22 protein-coding genes and 2 pseudogenes are annotated in these 17,247 nt (G+C 66.7%); 11 read left to right on the top strand and 13 right to left on the bottom strand.

The annotated features are described in order from the left end of the window. Nucleotides 1–97: 97 nt before the first annotated feature. Nucleotides 98–931 carry an acyl-CoA thioesterase domain-containing protein gene (locus ACFXIV_RS23660; RefSeq protein ID WP_379403242.1) on the bottom strand — a complete coding sequence of 278 codons (834 nt, stop codon included), beginning with the start codon at nt 929–931 and terminating at the stop codon, nt 98–100. 169 nt (nt 932–1,100) lie between these two features. Between ACFXIV_RS23660 and ACFXIV_RS23655 the strand changes: the two genes are divergently transcribed. The 3 genes from ACFXIV_RS23655 to ACFXIV_RS23645 all read left to right on the top strand — a co-directional run bounded on the left by ACFXIV_RS23655 (nt 1,101) and on the right by ACFXIV_RS23645 (nt 2,586). Beyond that, nucleotides 1,101–1,688, top strand: a complete 588-nt coding sequence (locus ACFXIV_RS23655; protein WP_379403241.1) for a hypothetical protein — start codon at nt 1,101–1,103, stop codon at nt 1,686–1,688. A gap of 70 nt (nt 1,689–1,758) precedes the next feature. Continuing rightward, entirely contained in the window at nt 1,759–2,004 is a 246-nt protein-coding gene (locus ACFXIV_RS23650; RefSeq protein WP_379403240.1) for a hypothetical protein, read from the top strand. Nucleotides 2,005–2,337: 333 nt separating this feature from the next. Next, nucleotides 2,338–2,586, top strand: coding sequence for a hypothetical protein (locus ACFXIV_RS23645; protein WP_354849849.1), 249 nt, complete (start codon nt 2,338–2,340; stop codon nt 2,584–2,586). 123 nt (nt 2,587–2,709) lie between these two features. Here ACFXIV_RS23645 and ACFXIV_RS23640 read toward each other — a convergent pair whose 3' ends face one another. Together ACFXIV_RS23640 and ACFXIV_RS23635 are read right to left on the bottom strand one after the other, a co-directional pair. Beyond that, on the bottom strand, nt 2,710–3,597 hold the full coding sequence (locus ACFXIV_RS23640) for a helix-turn-helix domain-containing protein (RefSeq protein WP_379403239.1): 888 nt from the start codon (nt 3,595–3,597) through the stop codon (nt 2,710–2,712). Nucleotides 3,598–3,683: 86 nt separating this feature from the next. Further along, nucleotides 3,684–3,914, bottom strand: a complete 231-nt coding sequence (locus ACFXIV_RS23635; RefSeq protein ID WP_379403238.1) for a DUF397 domain-containing protein — start codon at nt 3,912–3,914, stop codon at nt 3,684–3,686. 496 nt (nt 3,915–4,410) lie between these two features. On the opposite strand from ACFXIV_RS23635, the gene ACFXIV_RS23630 reads away from it, so the two are divergent. Beyond that, nucleotides 4,411–4,602 (top strand): hypothetical protein, encoded by a 192-nt coding sequence (locus tag ACFXIV_RS23630; RefSeq protein ID WP_379403237.1) that lies wholly within the window; start codon nt 4,411–4,413, stop codon nt 4,600–4,602. Nucleotides 4,603–4,737: 135 nt separating this feature from the next. Beyond that, nucleotides 4,738–5,031: a hypothetical protein gene (locus ACFXIV_RS23625; protein ID WP_379403236.1), complete on the top strand. Its 294-nt coding sequence runs from the start codon at nt 4,738–4,740 to the stop codon at nt 5,029–5,031. Nucleotides 5,032–5,110: 79 nt separating this feature from the next. Here ACFXIV_RS23625 and ACFXIV_RS23620 read toward each other — a convergent pair whose 3' ends face one another. Beyond that, the gene (locus ACFXIV_RS23620; RefSeq protein WP_379403235.1) at nt 5,111–5,887 is read right to left on the bottom strand and encodes a GntR family transcriptional regulator; all 777 of its coding nucleotides are present in this window, start codon (nt 5,885–5,887) and stop codon (nt 5,111–5,113) included. 174 nt (nt 5,888–6,061) lie between these two features. Here ACFXIV_RS23620 and ACFXIV_RS23615 point away from each other — a divergent pair, with 174 nt between their 5' ends. Beyond that, nucleotides 6,062–8,068 carry an APC family permease gene (locus ACFXIV_RS23615; protein ID WP_379403234.1) on the top strand — a complete coding sequence of 669 codons (2,007 nt, stop codon included), beginning with the start codon at nt 6,062–6,064 and terminating at the stop codon, nt 8,066–8,068. A gap of 3 nt (nt 8,069–8,071) precedes the next feature. On the opposite strand, the gene ACFXIV_RS23610 is transcribed toward ACFXIV_RS23615, so the two are convergent. Together ACFXIV_RS23610 and ACFXIV_RS23605 are read right to left on the bottom strand one after the other, a co-directional pair. Next, nucleotides 8,072–8,776 (bottom strand): polysaccharide deacetylase family protein, encoded by a 705-nt coding sequence (locus ACFXIV_RS23610; protein ID WP_379403233.1) that lies wholly within the window; start codon nt 8,774–8,776, stop codon nt 8,072–8,074. A 7-nt stretch (nt 8,777–8,783) separates the two neighbouring features. Further along, nucleotides 8,784–9,143 (bottom strand): winged helix-turn-helix transcriptional regulator, encoded by a 360-nt coding sequence (locus ACFXIV_RS23605; protein ID WP_379403232.1) that lies wholly within the window; start codon nt 9,141–9,143, stop codon nt 8,784–8,786. A gap of 59 nt (nt 9,144–9,202) precedes the next feature. Between ACFXIV_RS23605 and ACFXIV_RS23600 the strand changes: the two genes are divergently transcribed. Both ACFXIV_RS23600 and ACFXIV_RS23595 read left to right on the top strand, forming a co-directional pair. Continuing rightward, a complete protein-coding gene (locus ACFXIV_RS23600; RefSeq protein ID WP_379403231.1) occupies nt 9,203–9,979 on the top strand; it encodes an SDR family oxidoreductase in 777 nt (258 codons plus the stop codon). Nucleotides 9,980–10,243: 264 nt separating this feature from the next. Next, complete coding sequence (locus tag ACFXIV_RS23595; RefSeq protein ID WP_379384876.1) at nt 10,244–10,885, top strand: LysE family translocator; 642 nt, start codon at nt 10,244–10,246, stop codon at nt 10,883–10,885. A gap of 45 nt (nt 10,886–10,930) precedes the next feature. Here ACFXIV_RS23595 and ACFXIV_RS23590 read toward each other — a convergent pair whose 3' ends face one another. Beyond that, nucleotides 10,931–11,077 (bottom strand): hypothetical protein, encoded by a 147-nt coding sequence (locus ACFXIV_RS23590; RefSeq protein ID WP_379403230.1) that lies wholly within the window; start codon nt 11,075–11,077, stop codon nt 10,931–10,933. On the opposite strand from ACFXIV_RS23590, the gene ACFXIV_RS23585 reads away from it, so the two are divergent. Further along, nucleotides 11,076–11,426 carry a hypothetical protein gene (locus tag ACFXIV_RS23585; protein ID WP_354849816.1) on the top strand — a complete coding sequence of 117 codons (351 nt, stop codon included), beginning with the start codon at nt 11,076–11,078 and terminating at the stop codon, nt 11,424–11,426. The two genes, ACFXIV_RS23590 and ACFXIV_RS23585, sit on opposite strands and share 2 nt — an antisense overlap. Here the strand turns inward: ACFXIV_RS23585 and ACFXIV_RS23580 are convergent. From ACFXIV_RS23580 to ACFXIV_RS23570, 3 genes and pseudogenes are all read right to left on the bottom strand, one after another. After that, nucleotides 11,423–11,644: a hypothetical protein gene (locus ACFXIV_RS23580; RefSeq protein ID WP_379403229.1), complete on the bottom strand. Its 222-nt coding sequence runs from the start codon at nt 11,642–11,644 to the stop codon at nt 11,423–11,425. The two genes, ACFXIV_RS23585 and ACFXIV_RS23580, sit on opposite strands and share 4 nt — an antisense overlap. Nucleotides 11,645–11,648: 4 nt before the next feature. Next, nucleotides 11,649–12,434, bottom strand: a complete 786-nt coding sequence (locus tag ACFXIV_RS23575) for an oxygenase MpaB family protein (RefSeq protein ID WP_379403228.1) — start codon at nt 12,432–12,434, stop codon at nt 11,649–11,651. 14 nt (nt 12,435–12,448) lie between these two features. Then, nucleotides 12,449–12,688 (bottom strand): annotated as a pseudogene (locus ACFXIV_RS23570) (oxygenase MpaB family protein); the annotation flags it as partial. Between the two features lie 65 nt (nt 12,689–12,753). Between ACFXIV_RS23570 and ACFXIV_RS23565 the strand changes: the two are divergent. Continuing rightward, nucleotides 12,754–13,413 (top strand): TetR/AcrR family transcriptional regulator, encoded by a 660-nt coding sequence (locus ACFXIV_RS23565; protein ID WP_379403227.1) that lies wholly within the window; start codon nt 12,754–12,756, stop codon nt 13,411–13,413. 108 nt (nt 13,414–13,521) lie between these two features. Here the strand turns inward: ACFXIV_RS23565 and ACFXIV_RS23560 are convergent, their stop codons facing one another. From ACFXIV_RS23560 to ACFXIV_RS23550, 3 genes are all read right to left on the bottom strand, one after another. Beyond that, entirely contained in the window at nt 13,522–14,667 is a 1,146-nt protein-coding gene (locus ACFXIV_RS23560; RefSeq protein WP_379403226.1) for an RNA-guided endonuclease InsQ/TnpB family protein, read from the bottom strand. A gap of 66 nt (nt 14,668–14,733) precedes the next feature. Continuing rightward, entirely contained in the window at nt 14,734–14,952 is a 219-nt protein-coding gene (locus ACFXIV_RS23555; protein ID WP_379403225.1) for an FAD-dependent oxidoreductase, read from the bottom strand. A 71-nt stretch (nt 14,953–15,023) separates the two neighbouring features. Beyond that, nucleotides 15,024–16,556 carry an LCP family protein gene (locus ACFXIV_RS23550; RefSeq protein ID WP_379403224.1) on the bottom strand — a complete coding sequence of 511 codons (1,533 nt, stop codon included), beginning with the start codon at nt 16,554–16,556 and terminating at the stop codon, nt 15,024–15,026. Nucleotides 16,557–16,874: 318 nt separating this feature from the next. Between ACFXIV_RS23550 and ACFXIV_RS23545 the strand changes: the two are divergent. Further along, a pseudogene (locus ACFXIV_RS23545) lies at nt 16,875–17,168 on the top strand (IS110 family transposase); the annotation flags it as partial. Nucleotides 17,169–17,247 lie beyond the last annotated feature (79 nt).

Below are 17,247 nucleotides of genomic sequence, written 5' to 3'. Positions count from 1 at the left end.
TCGAGGCGCCCGAGCCTACTGGGACACTCTGATCCGCACTCCGGACTTGTCGGTTCGACGCCACATCGAGACCGGCCCGTGCCCGGAGGGTCTTGTTTCACATCCTCCGGCGCATCACCATGTCCAGCTGCGCATTGCTGATCTGGCGACCGGCATTGGACACCGAGGCGACCATGCAGCTGCCGAAGGAGCCGATCCGGTCGAACAGCGTCGCGACGCCGACCGCCAGGCCGCGCTCACTGAAATGGCTGTCGGCCTGCACGCCGATCTCGGTGCCCTCGGGCTGGCGGGAAAGGCCAAGCGTCATATCGGTATTGATGAACCCGATGCCCTTGTCGCCCCAGTTGGTCATCATGCTGGTGGCCTCGGCCACCACCCCGACCCGCACGAACGGGGTCAGCTCCTCGCCGGTCACCACCCGGATCGGGTTCTGCCAGGTGCGTTTCCGGAGGTTGTTCTCGTGCTCGGTGGGTATCGAGCTCCACACCGGCGAGTCCTCCCCGCTGTTGAACAGCGGGGTCTGCGGCAGCGGCGAGGGCGGCGCGATCTCCAGCGACGGCGGCTGCGGCTCCTGCTCCCGGTGCCACAGCTCCCCCGGCGGCTGCTCGGCCGGCTGCAGCAGCACCGCGGTGGCGCGCGCGGCCACCGTACCGCCCTGCACCACGCTCACGTCCGCGACCCGGATCCGCCGGCCGTCGCGCACCCGCACGGTCGGGGCGGTGGTGTGCTCGAAGCGCGCCGCGCTGAACAGGTCCACGGTCAGCCGCACCGGCACGAACCCGTCGGTGGCGTGCGCGCGTTCGAGCTCGCGGGCCAGCAGGCCGGTCAGGGCCGGGCCGACCACCTGCGCCGAGGACCACTGGCTGGCCGCGAACGGCGTCGGGAAGAAACCGCCGTCCACCTCGTCGAAGTACGCGGGCACATCCACCACGGCACCGGCTCCCGTCCACTCAGGTTGATCGATCCACTTCTTTTCAGACCTAACACACGCGTGAAACCCGTATCAATCCAGGGCCCGCTGGCCGGGCCGATCCGGGGCCCGCCGGCCGGGCTGGCGGCGGTTCCGGATTAGCCCGCGAGACCACGGGTACGCCACCGCTATGGTCCGCAATATCGACCGGCTGCTCGGCACCCTGACGCTCACCGTGCAGGTCCTGCAGGACAACGACATTCCCTGTGCGCTCACCGGCGACTGCGCGGTCTACGCGCGCGGCGGGCCGGTGACCGGCCCGCACTCCGAGGTCGATGTGCTGCTGCTGCCCGCGGACGTGGCCCGCGGGCAGCGCCTGCTCGCCGCCGCGGGACTGCGGCCGCCGCTGCCGGCCGCCGACGCCGAGCGGACCACGCTCTACGACCGCGATATTCGCGTCGATCTGGTGTTCCGCCCCAACTACCGTCCCATCACCGATGAACTGCTGGCCCGGGCGGAGCGGCTGCCCATCGGATCGATCGCCGCGCCCGTGGTGACCGTCGCGGACTTCCTGGTGGACGAGCTCACCGTGTCCGATCCACAGCGGCTGGATTTCACCCGGCTGCTGCACATCGCGCGGGAATTGCGCGCCCAGGTCGATTGGGGGCGGGTGCGGGCCGAAACCGCGGCCTCGCCCTATGCGCGCGCGTTCCTCGGCCTGCTGGACGATCTGGGTATCACCGACGGCCGGTGTGAACACGGGTCTACAGCGGTGTGATTCGCCCGAACCGGCCCGGGTATCCAGTTGTTATCGGCTCTGCAATACCCCCGGAGAAAGGACAGTGTTGATGCCTGTCACTCCGCCCGCCTACGACGACACCCGTAATCTCCCGGGACCGATTCTGGCCGCGGCCGGAATCGTCGCGATCGCTTTGACTTTGACGACCGCCGGCTACGGCGCACTCAGCTGGAGTGCGCTGTGCGGGCTCGCCGGCGCGGTGTGTCTGCGTTTCGGAATCGGCCTGATGATCATCGAACATCGCCGGCTCAAAGCCGCGATGCGGCGAGACGCCGCCCGTCAGGGAAGAGTTTGAGCATCTCGAGGGCCGAGTTTGATCTTCCGCTAATTCCTGGATAAAGCGGAACAGTCCATTCTCGCCGGAACTTTCGATCGGAAGTACTGGAAAAGCCCTGCTCGGGGGCGAATGCAACCTCTTGCCAACCCTCGTATCGCAAACTCATAGCACACCGAAAAATGCTCTGGCGCTGCGAATTCGATGTTGCAGATGTACTTGCATCTGCGCAATGCACGGTCATAGACTCATCGTGCAAGGCACCAATAAGGGGACAACCAGAGAGCCGAGCGGTGAATCACCGGCGATTCTTCGCCCACGGGTAGCCGTCGGCCTGGCGTCAGGGGCGTTCGAATGAATCAGCCAATCAACCTCAGCCGGCTCGGGTTTGCCGACAGAAGTCAGCCGGAGCAAACCTATTCACGTGAGACGGCAACCGCTTTCGTCATCCGCCAGGTCGAATCCACTGGAGCGGCCACTCGGTATGACTTCGACATCGAGCGGATCGTCACCACGGCGCACGCCATGGTGAACGACTGGGATCTGCACTGCATGCAACCGGAGGCGTTCTGGCGCATCGCCTCCAGTTTCATCAGGCAGTAATCCGAATCCGGCCGTGCCGCAGGCCGACTCGTCAGGTCGACGGCACGCTGATAGGGGCCTCGCGAGGGGCCCCTTATCCATGTGTACGGACCTTCCGTCCGCGGCTGGGGACCAGCCCGGAGCTCAGTCGAGCTCCGCAGCAATCCGCGCCAGCTCTTTGCGGGAGCGCTCCGGCGGCTCCGCCTGCACGCTCAGCTGATCCATGACCTGACGGTAGAGCTCCAGATCCTGGCGGCGATCCAGGTACAGCGCGCTGGTCAACTGCTCGAGGTAGACGATGTCGGGGAGTTCGGTCTCGGCGAAGCGGAGCATGGTGAACGAACTTCCCGCAGCCGCATGGCCACCCGCCGCGTAGGGCAGCACCTGGATGGTCACATTGGGCAATTTGGACATGTCGATGAGGTGCTCGATCTGGCCGCGTAGCACGCCGGGACCGCCCACGGGACGGTGCAGCACCGCCTCGTCCAGCACGGCCCAGAAACTCGGCGCGCCGTCGCGGGTGAGTAGCTCCTGGCGGCGCCGGCGCAGCGAGACGCGGCGCTCTCCATCCGCATCGTGCCCGAGGGCGACGATCGAGCGAGCGTAGTCCGGGGTCTGCAGCAGACCCGGGACCAGCTGACCCTCATAGGTACGAATGGATTTCGCCGCGTGCTCGAGGCCGAGATAGGTTTCGAACCAGGGCGGCAGCAGGTCGCTGTAGCGATGCCACCATCCCGGCTGATTCGCCTTGCGGACCAGTTCGAGGAACTGCTCGCGCTCACCGGGATCGTCAACGCCGTACAGCGCCAACAGATCCCGGATATCGCGCTCCTTGAATCCGGTCCGCCCCAGTTCCAGACGACTGATCTTCGCGTGCGAACCGCGGATGTGGTCACCCGCGGCCTCGCGTGTAATTCCGCTGAGTTCCCTCAGCTTCCGTAGCTGGCTGCCGACCGCGATACGCAGTGCAGTCGGGCCACGTTCGGCGACAGCGGAATCCGCCCGATCGTGGGCAACGGGTTCTGCGATCATGGGGTCCACTCCGATGCTCGGGTTTGCCGGCAGTGGACTCACAACCGCTTGTCGCGAACCACCGCGCCGATTGCCAATGCTACCGCTCAGCGCGCGAGGTCGTCGAATTCTCCACTCTTCGCGCCGCGCAGGAACGCGTCGATCTCGGGCCGCGTGTACACGATCAGCGAGCCCTCGGGGTCTCGGGAATTGCGCACGGCCACCTGCCCATCGGCCATGGGAGCCATCTCCACGCAGTTTCCACTGGGATTGCTGAAGGTGCTCTTGCGCCACAACAGGTTCGAGCGATCGATCGAGGTTGCCGAGATGTCCGTCATTTCAGACTCCTTGCCAGTACCGCCCGCAGACGGTGGTCCCAGTACTTGCAAATGTTCGATCAGGTGTACTTACAGTTGCAACCGCAAGCACGACGATAGCACGCAGATTGCTCGCTATCGATGCCTCGGAGCGGCACATCCTTTGCAACACAACAGATTTGATCTTGGTTCACCGGAAAGCCAAGCGAAGTTGCGAAGGATTTCAGACAATCCCGGCTAGTTGGTCCCGTTCGTCCGATTACTCCGGGAACCATGCGTCCGAAAAGTCACGTGACGCGGACATCCTGCGAGGGCAGTGGATTATCCTGCGGGGACAGCGGATTCGAGACCCGTGGCGACATCGGTTCGCATCCGCAGAGATTCCGGGTCGCTGCCGCGGAGAAACCGGGTCACGCCCAGGGAGACACCGGATTCGAGCGTGCAGATGTGCTTGCATCTGCACGATCCGAGCTCCTAAACTCGGTGGATCATCCCCCTAATCGGCCAGAGGCATCCCATGACGCAGATGCTCGTCCGTTCCACCGATGTCGCAGCTCGCGACGATAGTCCCGGTGATTGTGCGGTCGAACCGCGCACCCTCACCTATCGTCAGGCCCGCACCATCCTGCGCGCGCACGATCAGCACTTCGCGTGCCGGCAGTATCTGGCGGCCATAGCCTATCTGTCTGCGGACAACGACGTGGACTGAGTGCACCGGGCGCGCGCACTATTGCTTTCGCGTGTCCACGCCCGATGACCGATCAGAGCGCGACTTCCCTTGCGCGGCACCGCCTCCGGCGAGTACCCCGGAGAAGGACATGCCATCACGTGGAAGAGCGCCGCGATGTTACTTACTGCCGCCCACGAGTTGCTGACGCAGCTTCAGCACGCGCAGATCTTCGATCCGACTCCAGAGACGCCGCCGGTGGCCGACAAGCTGCTGCGCCTGGTCCGGTATTTCACCTGGTTCGTGCTGCTCTCCGGAGTGCTGGCCATCACCTACGCGGGTGGCCGCTTCGCCTGGGAGAAGTGGAGCGGCGGCGGGGTGCAGGCACCCAAGCAGGTCGCGGGCGCGCTCATCGGCGGCATTCTCGCGACGAGCGCGGGCACCATCATGAACGCCGTGATCGGGCAATAATTTCTGCCAAGCGGGGTTGTCTGAGACGAAACCGACCCGTCGGATTTGAAACGGGCGTGATCGGGTCGGTCCAGCCCCTTCAGGCCGTCGCGGCCACCTCGCCGGCCGACTCGGCCCCGGCCGCGCCGACCAGTTCCTCGAAGCGCGCCACCACCTTCCGGTGGTACATGCCGAACAGATCCTCGAACAGCGCCAGCTGCGCCTGACTCGGCCCGCTGTCGGACTCCCACACCGCGACCAGCGCCCGCCACACCAGCACGTGCAGATCCGGCGAGACCGCGAAGTAGGCCTCGACCGCCTCCGGCACCTCCAGCACCATCTCGCCGATGGAGTTGAGCACCGCGCGCTGCACCGTGTGCCCGAGCGCGGTGAGCAGCCGGCGCAGCAGCCCGAGCTCGATGCCCAGCATGCGGTGCGGATCCGGGTCCGCGCCGCGCGCAAGGGTTTCCAGTTCGTCGATCTCGTCCTTGAGGACCGCCGGATCGAGGGCGCGCTCGCCGCCGGTGTACGCGAGCAGCGCCTCGAGCGCGATGCCGCGTTCCTCGTCGACGATATTGCCGAACATGTCCGCGGCGATCTCCGGATCCGGCATGGACAGCCGGAACAGCCGCCGGTACACATCGACACCGCCCTCGGCGCGCACATCTCGGATGACGAACCCCTTGCCGCGGTACGCGTCCACGAATCCGTAGGATTCGAGGCGGCCCAGAATCAATTGCGCCGTCGCACGATTCAGGTCGAATTCGTCGGCGACCTGGCGGACGGACGGCATCAGACCACCGGGCTCGTACTCCCCGGATGCCACGCGGCGTGCCAACTCGTCGGCAACGTCGGCGACGACCGTCCGGTCTCCCATCGTGTCACCTCTCCATAAATCCTCGACTACGTCCCAGACAGTCTAGGTGGTTGTTCGATCAACTGCACAAGTCTCGAAACTGGCAAGAGAAAGCACCGGACTGTTCAGTATCTTTACGAAATCCATACGGCATGGGGTTCCGATTCATGCGGTTTTCCGCCCTAGGCTCCGAGCGTGGTTTCACCGATCGACGTAGCCAAACGACTCGTGCTCGGACGCCCGTTTCGCAGCGATCGGCTCGGGGAGACCCTGCTGCCCAAACGACTCGCGCTGCCCATTTTCGCCAGTGACCCACTGTCGTCGGTCGCCTACGCCACGCAGGAGATCCTGCTCATTCTGACCCTGGGCGGGCTGGCCTACCTCCATCTCACCCCGGTGGTGGCCGCGGGCGTGGTGGTGCTGCTGGCGGTGGTGGCGCTGTCGTATCGGCAGGTGGTGCAGGCGTATCCGTCCGGCGGCGGCTCCTACGAGGTGGTGGCCGAGAACCTGGGCGCGCTGCCCGGCCTGGTCGTGGCGGCGGCACTGCTGGTCGACTATGTCATGACCGTCGCGGTATCGGTGGCCGCCGGAGTGGACAACATCATTTCCGCCATTCCGGATCTGAATCCGTACCGGGTGGCCGTCAATCTCGCATTCATCGTTTTCCTGACCGCGATGAATCTGCGCGGCGTCCGGGAATCCGGGCGGGCTTTCGCGATTCCCACCTACGGATTCGTTCTCGGCGTGTTCGTGCTCATCGTGGTGGGTCTGGGCCAGACACTGCTCGGGCACACGCCGGTGGCGGAGAGCGCGCACTATCAGATTCACGCCGAGCAGGTCGGGCTCTCGACCGCGGGCGTGGCGTTCCTGCTGCTGCGGGCGTTCTCCTCCGGATGTACCGCGCTGACCGGCGCCGAGGCCATCTCGAACGGGGTGCCCGCGTTCCGGAAGCCCAAGGCGCTCAATGCCGCCCGCACCATGACCGCCATGGGCATCATCGCCATCGCCATGTTCTCGGGCGTCACGGCGCTGGCCATGGTCACCAAGACCCGGGTGGTCGAAAATACCTGCGATCTCATCGGATTCGAGGGCGACTGCCGGACCGACGCGCAGAAGACCGTCATCGCGCAGATCTCGGCGGCGGTGTTCGGCGGGCACAGCGTCGCCTTCTACTACCTGATGGTGACCACGGCGCTGATCCTGATCCTGGCCGCCAACACCGCATACAACGGCTTCCCGCTGCTGAATTCGATCCTGGCGCAGCGGCGCTACATGCCGCGGCAGCTGCACACCCGCGGGGACCGGCTGGCCTTCTCCAACGGCATCATTCTGCTGGCGGTGGTGGCCGGCGGGCTCATCTACGCCTTCGACGGGTCCACCACGCGACTCATCCAGCTCTACATCATGGGCGTGTTCACGTCGTTCACACTGTGCCAGACGGGCATGGTCAGGCATTGGAACAAGGAGCTGCGCACCGTCGACAGCCCGGCCGAGCGCCTGCGAATCCACCGGGCGCGCTTCATCAATGCCTTCGGCGCCTGCTTCACCGGGGTGGTGCTGGTGGTCGTCATGATCACCAAATTCACCCATGGCGCCTACCTGGTGGTCATCGCCATGCCGGTGCTGGTGGCGATCATGTGGCTGATCCACCGGCACTACTCGTCGGTGCGGGCCGAACTGGAGATCGACCGGGACGATCTGGAGACGCTGCCGGGGCGGGTGCACGCGCTGGTGCTGGTGTCGGGCTGGCACAAGGCGACCCAGCGCGCGGTGCAGTTCGCGCGCGCCACCAGGCCCGACACCTTGACCGCGGTGACCGTGAACGTGGACGACGCCGACACCCGCCACCTCGCCCAGGACTGGGAGACCTACCAGGTCGGGATTCCGCTGAAGGTCATCGAATCGCCGTATCGCGAAATCACCCGGCCGGTGCTGGAAGAGATCAAACGCCAGCGGAAGTCGCGGCCACGTGATGTGGTGAGCGTGTTCATCCCCGAGTACGTGGTCGGGCGCTGGTGGGAGAACCTGCTGCACAACCAGAGTTCGCTGCGGCTCAAGGCGCGGTTGCTGTTCGAGCCGGGGGTGATGGTGACCAGTGTGCCGTGGCAGTTGCGTTCCTCGCACGCGCGGGCCATGCCGCGCGAAGCGCACACGGCCGGTGAGATCCGGCGCGGTATCACCGGATCCGGCGATGCGGCCTGAGCGCTAGCGCGCGAGCAGCCGGGAGACCGTGACGAAGCGGTAGCCCTGATCCTGCAGCGCCCGGGCGATGCGGGGAATGGCGGCGAGCGAGGGACCGCCGGTCGCATACATGGTGTGCAGCAGGATGATCGAGCCCGGGCGCACCTTCGACAGGGTCTCCGCCACGATCTGGTCGGTGGTCGGCGCCTTGCCGGAGTCGGGCTCGACGTCCCAGGTGACCGTGGTGCGATCGTGGCGGGACAGGTACCAGGGCAGGGCGAAGAGCTTCTTGCCGTTGGGCGGCCGGAACGTGATCGGGCCCCGGTAGCCGGTTTTCGCGATCTCGGCGTCGGTGCGCTCCACCTCATCGCGGACGAAGCCGGGGGTCACGAAGACCATGCGCTGGTGGTGGTAGGTGTGATTGCCGATCTCGTTGCCGGAGGCGGCGATGGCCCGGCCCTGGCCGGGATGGGCAGCCAGTTCGCCGCCGATGAGGTAGAAGGTGGCCGGAATGCCCACGTCGGCAAGGGTTTTCAGGATCTCGGGGGTGCGCTCGCTGGGGCCGTCGTCGAGAGTCAGGGCGACGATCTTGTCGGTGGTGTCGACGCGCGGCACGATGCGGCCGGCCACCTGGTAGGTGCGTGAGTTCATCAGGGTGTACAACCCGACGGAGATCAGGGCCAGCACCACCAGCGTGAGCGCGCCGCCGATGAGCAACCTGCGTTTCATCCCGTTCCTACGCCTCGTCCTCGCCCCCTGCGCGCTCGAGGCTACCTGCCCAGCGCTCCGACCACCGCCAAACCCGTTCCAGGGAGTCGCCCAATTCCACTCCGGCAGTGGTCAATTCGTAGGACTTGTCGGGCTTCTTGTCCACCACACCGGCTTCCACCAGCCGCTGCAGTCGCACCGACAGCATGCTCGACGAGCAGTTGCCCATGCGCCGGCGCAGTTCCAGGAAGCCGAGCGGGCCGGGCTCGAGTTCCCAGATCACGCGCAGCATCCAGCGCTGGCCGAGCAGGTCCATGGCGGCCAGTAGCGGGGTCGCGGAGGCGTCGGCGCGGCTGTTGGCGGGGGGTGGCTGACTTGCGCTTCTCATTTCGAAGTACCAATCTAGTACTTCTGGATTAGAAGCAACTCACTGGATGGAGGTCGCTGATGGCGACAACGGATACCGGGCGGCGCATCGTCCTGATCACCGGGGCCTCCCGCGGCATCGGTGCGGAAACCGCGCGGGTGCTGGCCGCCCGAGGCGACCACGTGGTGATCAACTACCGCGAGAAGCGCAAACGCGCGGAGACCCTGGCCGCCGAGATCGCCGCTGGGGGCGGCAGCGCGTCGGTGGCGGGGGCGGATATCGCCGACCCGGACAGTGCGCGGTCCCTCATCGACGGGGTGATCGCCGAGTTCGGCCGGCTGGATGTGGTGGTGCTCAACGCCTCCGGCGGATTGGAACGCGACGCCGCCCCCGGCTACGCCATGCTCCTCAACCGCGACGCGCAGACTCGCCTGACCCGGCTCGCGCTGCCGCACCTGCCCGAGGGCGGTCGCATCGTCTTCGTCACCAGCCACCAGGCCCACTTCTCCCCCACCCGCGAGGTCCCGCCCGGCTACGAGCCCATCGCCGCGAGCAAGCGCGCCGGCGAGGATGCCCTGCGGGCCATGATCGGCGAATTCACCAGCCGCGGTATCGGTTTCACCGTGGTGTCGGGCGACATGATCGACGGCACCATCATCGTGCGCCTGCTCGAACGCCGGGACCCCGATGCCGTCACCACGCGGCGCGACCAGGGCGACCTGCCGACCGTCGAGGACTTCGCCACCGCCGTCGCCGACGCCACCACCCTCGAAACCCCACCCGGCCACACGGTGTACGTCGGCGGACAGGACTACCTCTCCGAGGCGGGCAGCGCACCGGCCACCGCGCAAGGCTGACTCTCCGTCCGCGCCTCGGCGTGGCGATCCGCCCGCGCCCGAGGCGGCACAGCAGGCCGATATCTCCCGAAGCGGCGCGTCAGGCCGGATGTTCGAAGGGACGAGGTGGCGGGCACTGGAACATGGCAGGCGGCAGGCGAGGGTCGGGGTCCGGCTGGGCGAATGATGGCGTGTCGTGGCGAGACTCGCCGGATGGGGTGCGAAGTCGGCTCGTGCGGCGGAATCCGCTGGCCGGGCCGGGGGCGGCGGTGACAGCATCGACGGATGCCGCATTGGATCGAAGTACTTCCCGCCTTCACGCTCGCCTGTTTGATTCTGGCTGCGCTGCCGGGTCCGGCGACCGCACTGTTCCTGCAGCGGTCGGTGCGGGACGGCCGCGCCGCCGGACTGGCGGCGGTGGCGGGCAATGAGATCGGCATCTTCGGCTGGACACTGGCGGGCGGCGCGGGGCTGTCGGCACTGCTGGTGGCCAACCGGGTGCTGAATGTGGGCATCCATCTGCTCGGGGCGGTCGTGCTGGTGTGGCTCGGCATCCAGGCCTGGCGCGGATCGCGGGGCGACGACGCTTTCGGCGCCGCGCTGACCTCGGCCCTGCCCGGCGGCCGCACCCCGGCCTCCGCCTTCCGGGCATCGCTGATCTCCATTGCCGCCAACCCGAAGGCCGCGGTCTTCGGCCTGACGATTCTCCCCCAATTCCTACCCGCGAGCGGCCCGGTCCTCCCCACGGTGCTGATCCTGGCCGTCATCCAGCTGGCCATCGACACCACCTGGTGCATCGGTGTGGTCCTCGCCGCCGACCGAGCCGGAACCTGGCTGCGCCGCACCGGAATCCGCCGCCGCATCGAACGCACCCTCGCCGCCATCCTCGTCGGCTTGGGTCTCGGGCTCGCCGCCGACGCCCGCTGACCACGGACCCTGCGCACCGCCAGCGCGGCAGCATCCGGTGGAGTTTCAGCCGCAGCATCCGGTGGAGTTCACAGGAAGCGAATCAAGGGGGACGAAGAGGTGGTGTTCGGCGTGGCAGGAGGCGGCGCGCAGGACGACCATGGTGGTATCGGCGGGTGCGGATCGGGCGCTGAGCGGAGGTGGTGTGGTCATGGTGAACGACGTGGAGAAGCGGTGGAACGATCCATCGATGTTGCGGCATGCCACCACCTATGTGCTGGCCGTACTCGGCGGGACCGCGGTTGTCGCGGTCGTCGTGCTGGTCTGGGCGGCGGCGCGACCTGCATGCCTGAATGCCGGGTCGAGTCTGTGTGATGGCACCTCGCGGGTTGTGGTGGGGCTGGGACCGGGTGGGGTTTTGCTGTTCGGGGGGATCGGGGCGTTGGTGATCGCATTCCGGGCGTGGCGGGCAGAGCGGGCGTGGCCGATCTGGCAGGGGGCGGCGTGGTTTCTGTTCACGATCATGGTCGTGTACCTGAGCATTGCCGGGACGCAAGGTTAGGGGATCAGACCGGGCAGCGGTCGGCTTCGGCGGAGGTGTCGTGGCGGGGTGTCGGCGGGCTCGGGGCGCACGTCGATCCACGGACCCAGCATGGCCTTTCGCGGTTCGAACCACAGCTCCGAGGACACGGCGCGCGGCGGTGGCGGGCGCAGCGGCAGGCCCGGGCGGTAGTAGTAGTCGCAGGGATGCGACGGTGTCGCTTCGAGACCCTCGGTCATGGCGTCAAAACCCTGTCAGCTGGCGGAATCTGGTGATCGAGTCGGCGTCGCGGTCGGCGTGGACCGGGCAGTAGTGCTTGGGGTCTGCGCGGTGTCCAGCGGCGGGCCACAGCATTTCGGGCGCTTCGGGCGGCGGCAGCCACGCGGGACGTTTCCCGGCCACGCGGCGGCGAGCGGCCTGGATTCGGGGGAAGAAGTATTTGACCGAGTCGGGTGTCACCCGGTTCATGGCCGACAGTGTCCGGCACAGCCGGTCGAAGCGGCGCTGGTTGCGGGCGGTCCAGGTGAACCCCATGGTGTGGCGGATCTCCGGATCGCACAGGCCGATGGTGACGAACCGGTAGAACTGTCCGCCGGCCGGACGGATCAGGTGTTCCCACAGCGGTTTCGGCAGCTGCCGCACCAGGGGGAACGGCGGCACCGGCACGGTGTCCACGAGATGGAAGACATCCCGGGCGGCCTTGGTCGGTTCCAAGGTGTCGCGGCACATGTCGCGCCAATAACGTTGGAAGGCGGGCCAGCTCGGCGGCACCACCCGCATGCTCATGCCGTACAGCTCGTACCAGCGGTAGTGCTCGCACCAGAGTTGTTCGCGCTCGCCCTCGCTCAGCCCGCCCATGAACAGGTCTGCGGCGCGCAGGTTCTGGGCGAAGAACACCGCGTGTGCCCAGTAGAAGGTGCCGGGATCCAGGGCGTGATATCGGCGCCCGCGCGCGTTGACGCCCTTGATGTCGCGGTGGTATCCGACGATCTCGCGGGCCGTGTCGCGGGCGCGGTCGCCGTCGAACACCCCCCGTAGATCGGGTACAGCGAACGCAGGATCCGCTGATAGAACTCGTCGTGGATCTCGGAGTGAAATTCCACGCCGGCCCCGAGCCCGGGATGCATGTTCTGCACCATGCCGACGAACAGGGCGCTGGGCAGAAAGTACAGCGACCCGAAGGTCTTCCAGGCCAGCGTTTCCGGCCCGAGCGGCAACGGATCGCATCGAAGGGGGTGCGCCGGTTCCTTGCCCTGGTCCGACACCGCGCTGTGTGACACCATGTTTCCACGCTGACACGACTGTTCACTCGCATTCAATTCGCATTCCGAATCTCGCCCCGAACGCCATGACATCGAAACGCCGCACCCCGAAATCGCCTGCGCCACCGCCGCGCCGCACCCCACAGCAGGAACGCTCACGCGCCATGGTGGCCCGCATTGTCGATGCCGGGCAGCAGGTGCTGATCATCCACGGCTACGACGGCGCCTCCACCAATCGGATTGCCGCCGCGGCGAATATCAGCCCTGGCTCGCTGTATCAGTACTTCCCGAACAAGGACGCGGTGGTGGCGACGATGATCGAGCGCTACACTCGCGAGGTGACCGAGCGGGTCCGGGCGCGGGTGCTGTCGAATATCGGCAGACCGCCGGAAGTGTCGGTGCCGGAAACCATTTCGTATCTGATGGATGCTCTGGGCAATGACCGCGAGCTGCTGCGCGCAGTCGTCGAGCAGACGCCGCGGCTGGGTGCGGACGGGCCGGTGGTGGCGTTCGAGCAGCAGATCGGTGAGCTGGCCCGGGTGGCGCTGGCCCTGCGGCCGTATCCGATTCCGGCCGAGGTGGACGCCGATGCCGCGGCCTGGATGCTGGTGCGCACGGTCGAGCATCTGACCATCCGCTACCTGCTCGACGCTCCGCCCATTCCCCGCGAACGGTTCCTGGCCGACATCACGCGGCTGATCCTCAACTTCTTCCGGGAGCCGCCAGTGCGAGCAGAACGCGAGTAATCGGAAAAGATGCTCTTGACATCCTCTCGACCTCGAAGGGCCGGGATTCCGAGCGGACCGCTGCGCAGCCCCTCGGTGGGTTCCTGTTTCACAGGGATTTGCTTCCCGCTAGCCGGAAAGACTGACGGTCCCTCCGCAGGCGTTTAGCCACTCCGCTCGTCCAGCGGCGTGAATGTTCTTCGCGGCGTTCACATCCCGATCGTGGGTGGTGCCGCACGTGCACGTCCATTCTCGAATATGCAAAGGCTTCTTCCCGCTTAATGCTCCGCACACCGAGCACAGTTGCGTGGACGGAAACCAGCGGTCGACCTTGCGGAAGACACGACCATATCTTGCCGCTTTCTCCTCCAGCATGCGACCGAACATGCCCCACCCCGCGTCGTGCACCGACTTCGCCATACGAGTCCGCGCCAAACCTTTGACACACAGATCCTCGACATAGATCGCTTGGTTCTCGCGAACGATCGCCGTGGACTGCTTGTGCGCCCAATCGAGGCGAGAATTCTTCACCCGGGCGTGAACCTTTGCGACACGCCCGCGCGCCTTGGCCTGATTCCTGGAACCCTTCTCCTTGCGGGACAAAGATCTTTGCGCCTTGCGGAGCTTGCGTTCCGCGCGCCGCAGGAAACGCGGGCTCTCGATCGTCTTGCCGTTCGACAGCACCGCGAACGCCGTCAGCCCCAGATCGATGCCGACCTCGGAGTGCGATCGCGGCAGTGTCACCGCCTCCGCCTCGACCACGAACGACGCGAAATACCGGCCAGCCGGATCCTTGATGACCGTCACACTTGACGGCTCCGACGGGAGCTCACGCGACCACCTGACCGGCACATCACCGATCTTCGGCAGCCTCAACTTCCGGCCGGATGTCACCGCGAACCGTGCGTTCTTCGTGAAGCGGATCGACTGCCGATTGTCCTTGCGGGACCGAAACTTCGGCTGTCCAACCCTTGTGCCCTCGCGTTGGCCGCTCGTTGAGGTGAAGAAGTTGCGGTAGGCGGTGTTCAGGTCGGCAAGCGCCTGCTGAAGAACAACCGCCGACACCTCCCCGAGCCATTCCCGCTCCGGGGTCCGTTTCGACTCGGTGAGCCGCTTCGACAATTCGCCATCGCTGATCCGCTGGCCAGCCTGAAACGCTGCCTGACGTACCCGCAATGCATCATTGAACACCACACGCGCGCATCCGAATGCTTTCGCCAACGACTTCTGTTGTCCCACTGTGGGATACAGGCGGAAGTTGTACCGAAGCTGCACCCCGCGATCTTACCGTCGGTTTATGACCGGATGCAGCAATATTCGAACTGGCATGCACTGCGACTTCTAGCTTGCACACATGGCCTCAGTAGCCCTGGCGATCACGTGCTGGCCGTTGTCGGGGATGTCGCGCAGCGGTGCGACCTCCAGCGCGTGGGTGCGGCCGCCGAGGCGTCCGCGCCGTTCCAGGAGTGTGACCTGTTTCCCGGCTTCGGCCAGCCAGACCGCCGACGCCAATCCTGCCAGTCCCCCGCCGATGACCACGTAGCGCCGCGGATCGTTCATGTTCGCCCCTCGAACCATAGCCTGCACCAAGAAAGCTACGCCCGCCGTGCCCGGGGCATGCGCGAATTCGGTTACCTCACACAGGGAATGCCGCCGGTATCCATCTGCGACAGGTCGGTGGCCTCGGGCGCGTTGGCGCCGGGGGCGGTGGCCGAGACCGGGACGGGCGGGGTGGTGGAGGTGGCCGGGGTCCGGGTGCGGGTGGCCGAGGTGGTCGGATCGGTCTGGTCGACCGGCACATTCGCGAGGGGTCCGCTGCGGGCGTCGCTGCCGAGGGTGAGCTGGACGGCCTGGGCTTCCACGGCCGCCGAACCGGTGGCGGTGAGTCCGAGTTGGGCCGCGAGGGCGGTGGCGGCGGATTCGGCGCCCGCGCCGTAGGTGAGCGTGGTGGTGTCGCGGGCCGCGCCGGTGGTCGCGGCGCCCTGCGTGAAACCCCGTGTGGCCAGGGCCTGTTCGACCTTGGCGGCCAGGCCGTTCTCACCGGAGCTGTTGACGACGTTCAGCACGATGCCGGTGGCATCCGGGATGGCGGTGGTGGCGGGCGCGGGTGTGGTGGTCGTGGTGGCGCCGGAGTCGCCCGGGGACAGCAGGTTTCGCACGATGCCCTTGATCTCGTCCGAATCCACGATATTGATCGACTCCCCCGCGTCGTCGGTGCCGAAGTCCTTGACCGGCAGCGTGTACAGCGACAGCCCGTCGTCGAGCAGCGCGGAGGCCCGCTGCGCGAACGACAGTGGGTCCAGGCCGCTGTCGATGGCGGTGTTCTGCTTGGCGATATCCAGCAGCGCGCGCAACTTGCCGGGACTGCTGAGGGTGCCGCCGTCCTGCAGCTGCCGGGCCAGGGACACGATGAAGGCCTGCTGGCGGCGGGTGCGGTCCAGGTCGGTGAACAGCGGCTGATCCGGGTCGCGGCGCTGGCGCACGAAGGCCATGGCCTGCGCGGCGTCGATCTGCTGCTTGCCCTTCTTGAAGTTGGCGCCCGAGTAGCCGTCGGAGGTGTCCTCGTTGAGGCACACGGTGATCGGCTGTTCGGCCTCGGCGATCTGGAAGAAGGCAGCCAGGGTGATCTCGACGAAATGGTCGACGGGCACATTGCCGAGGAACTTACCGACCGTATTGCTCTCTGCGAGGCGGCCCGCGTCGCGGGACTTCTGATCGAGTTCCAGCGGATCCTTGACCCCGGCGGCGGCGAGCTTGTCCTTGGCCCGAGCGTAGGCGAATCCGTACGCCTGCTTGATCTTTCCCTTGCACGGGGAGGTGGCGCACGACGCGGGATCAAGGGTGACGTAGTCGTCGCGGGGAATGGAGATGGCGGTGGATTTGGAGCCGTCGCCCGGAATGTGCACCAGAATCAGCACGTTCGCATTGAAGCCGCCCTCGCTGTCGTCCCCCGCGTGCAGCGCGTCGTACATGTCCTGGGGCAGTGGATTGCCGTGCTCGTCGAGGCGGCTGTCCAGGCCCATGACGAGGATGTTCTGGGTCTTGCCGCTGGATTTGGGGCCGTCCGGAGTGACACCGGAGATGGTCAGGCCGCTCAATTCCTGATGGTATCTGCGCCAGGCCGCGCCGGTAGCGGTCAGCACCGCGACCGCCAGCAGGGCCATTGCCACCCGCCCGGCCGCCAGCGCCCGGCGTGTTCGCTCGGGGCGTTCACAAGGGCGGCGGGCGGCGGGCGGGCGGGGTCTGGACCGGCTGGGTCTCGTCGACCTGCCAGGCCTCGTCGGGCGTAGCGGCACCGTGGCGGGGTCGTACGCAGCCGATTGCCTCCCCCGACGATCTCGAGCATGCGTCATGCCCACCGAGACTAGACGGTATGAGGGCCCACTGAGTTGGGGCCGGAGGCCTCGTTCTGCAAAGCCGCGTGGGTTGCCGGGGTGAAACTCACTTCGGTAGAGCCACATTTGCAGGTCAGGAGGCCCCCGGTGAGTATCGAGCGTACGAGTGTCGGCTTGGATGTGCACGCGTTGTCGGTGGTGGCGTGTGGGATCGACAACGAGACCGGGCAGCTGAGCAGGCAGCGATTGTGTCCGGATCCGGGACAGATCCTGGCGTGGCTGGCGGGGTTGGCGGGGCCGGTGAAGGTGGCTTATGAGGCCGGACCGACCGGGTTCGGCCTATATCGGGCCTTGAGCGCGGCCGGAATCGAGTGTGTGGTGGCCGCACCCTCGAAGCTGCAACGCCCGGCCGGAGACCGGGTCAAGACCCAATGCCGGGAAGTTTGGCTGCTGGAGTCGTTGTCAAGCTGTGTCGGCGAAGTCGAGGTAACAGGGCGGGGCTCCGCGTAGGACGGACGTC

This window comes from Nocardia sp. NPDC059236, from assembly GCF_042754085.1.
Lineage (GTDB): Bacteria > Actinomycetota > Actinomycetes > Mycobacteriales > Mycobacteriaceae > Nocardia.
Note: the sequence above shows the minus strand (reverse complement) of the source record. Positions and strands in the feature narration are given on the sequence as shown.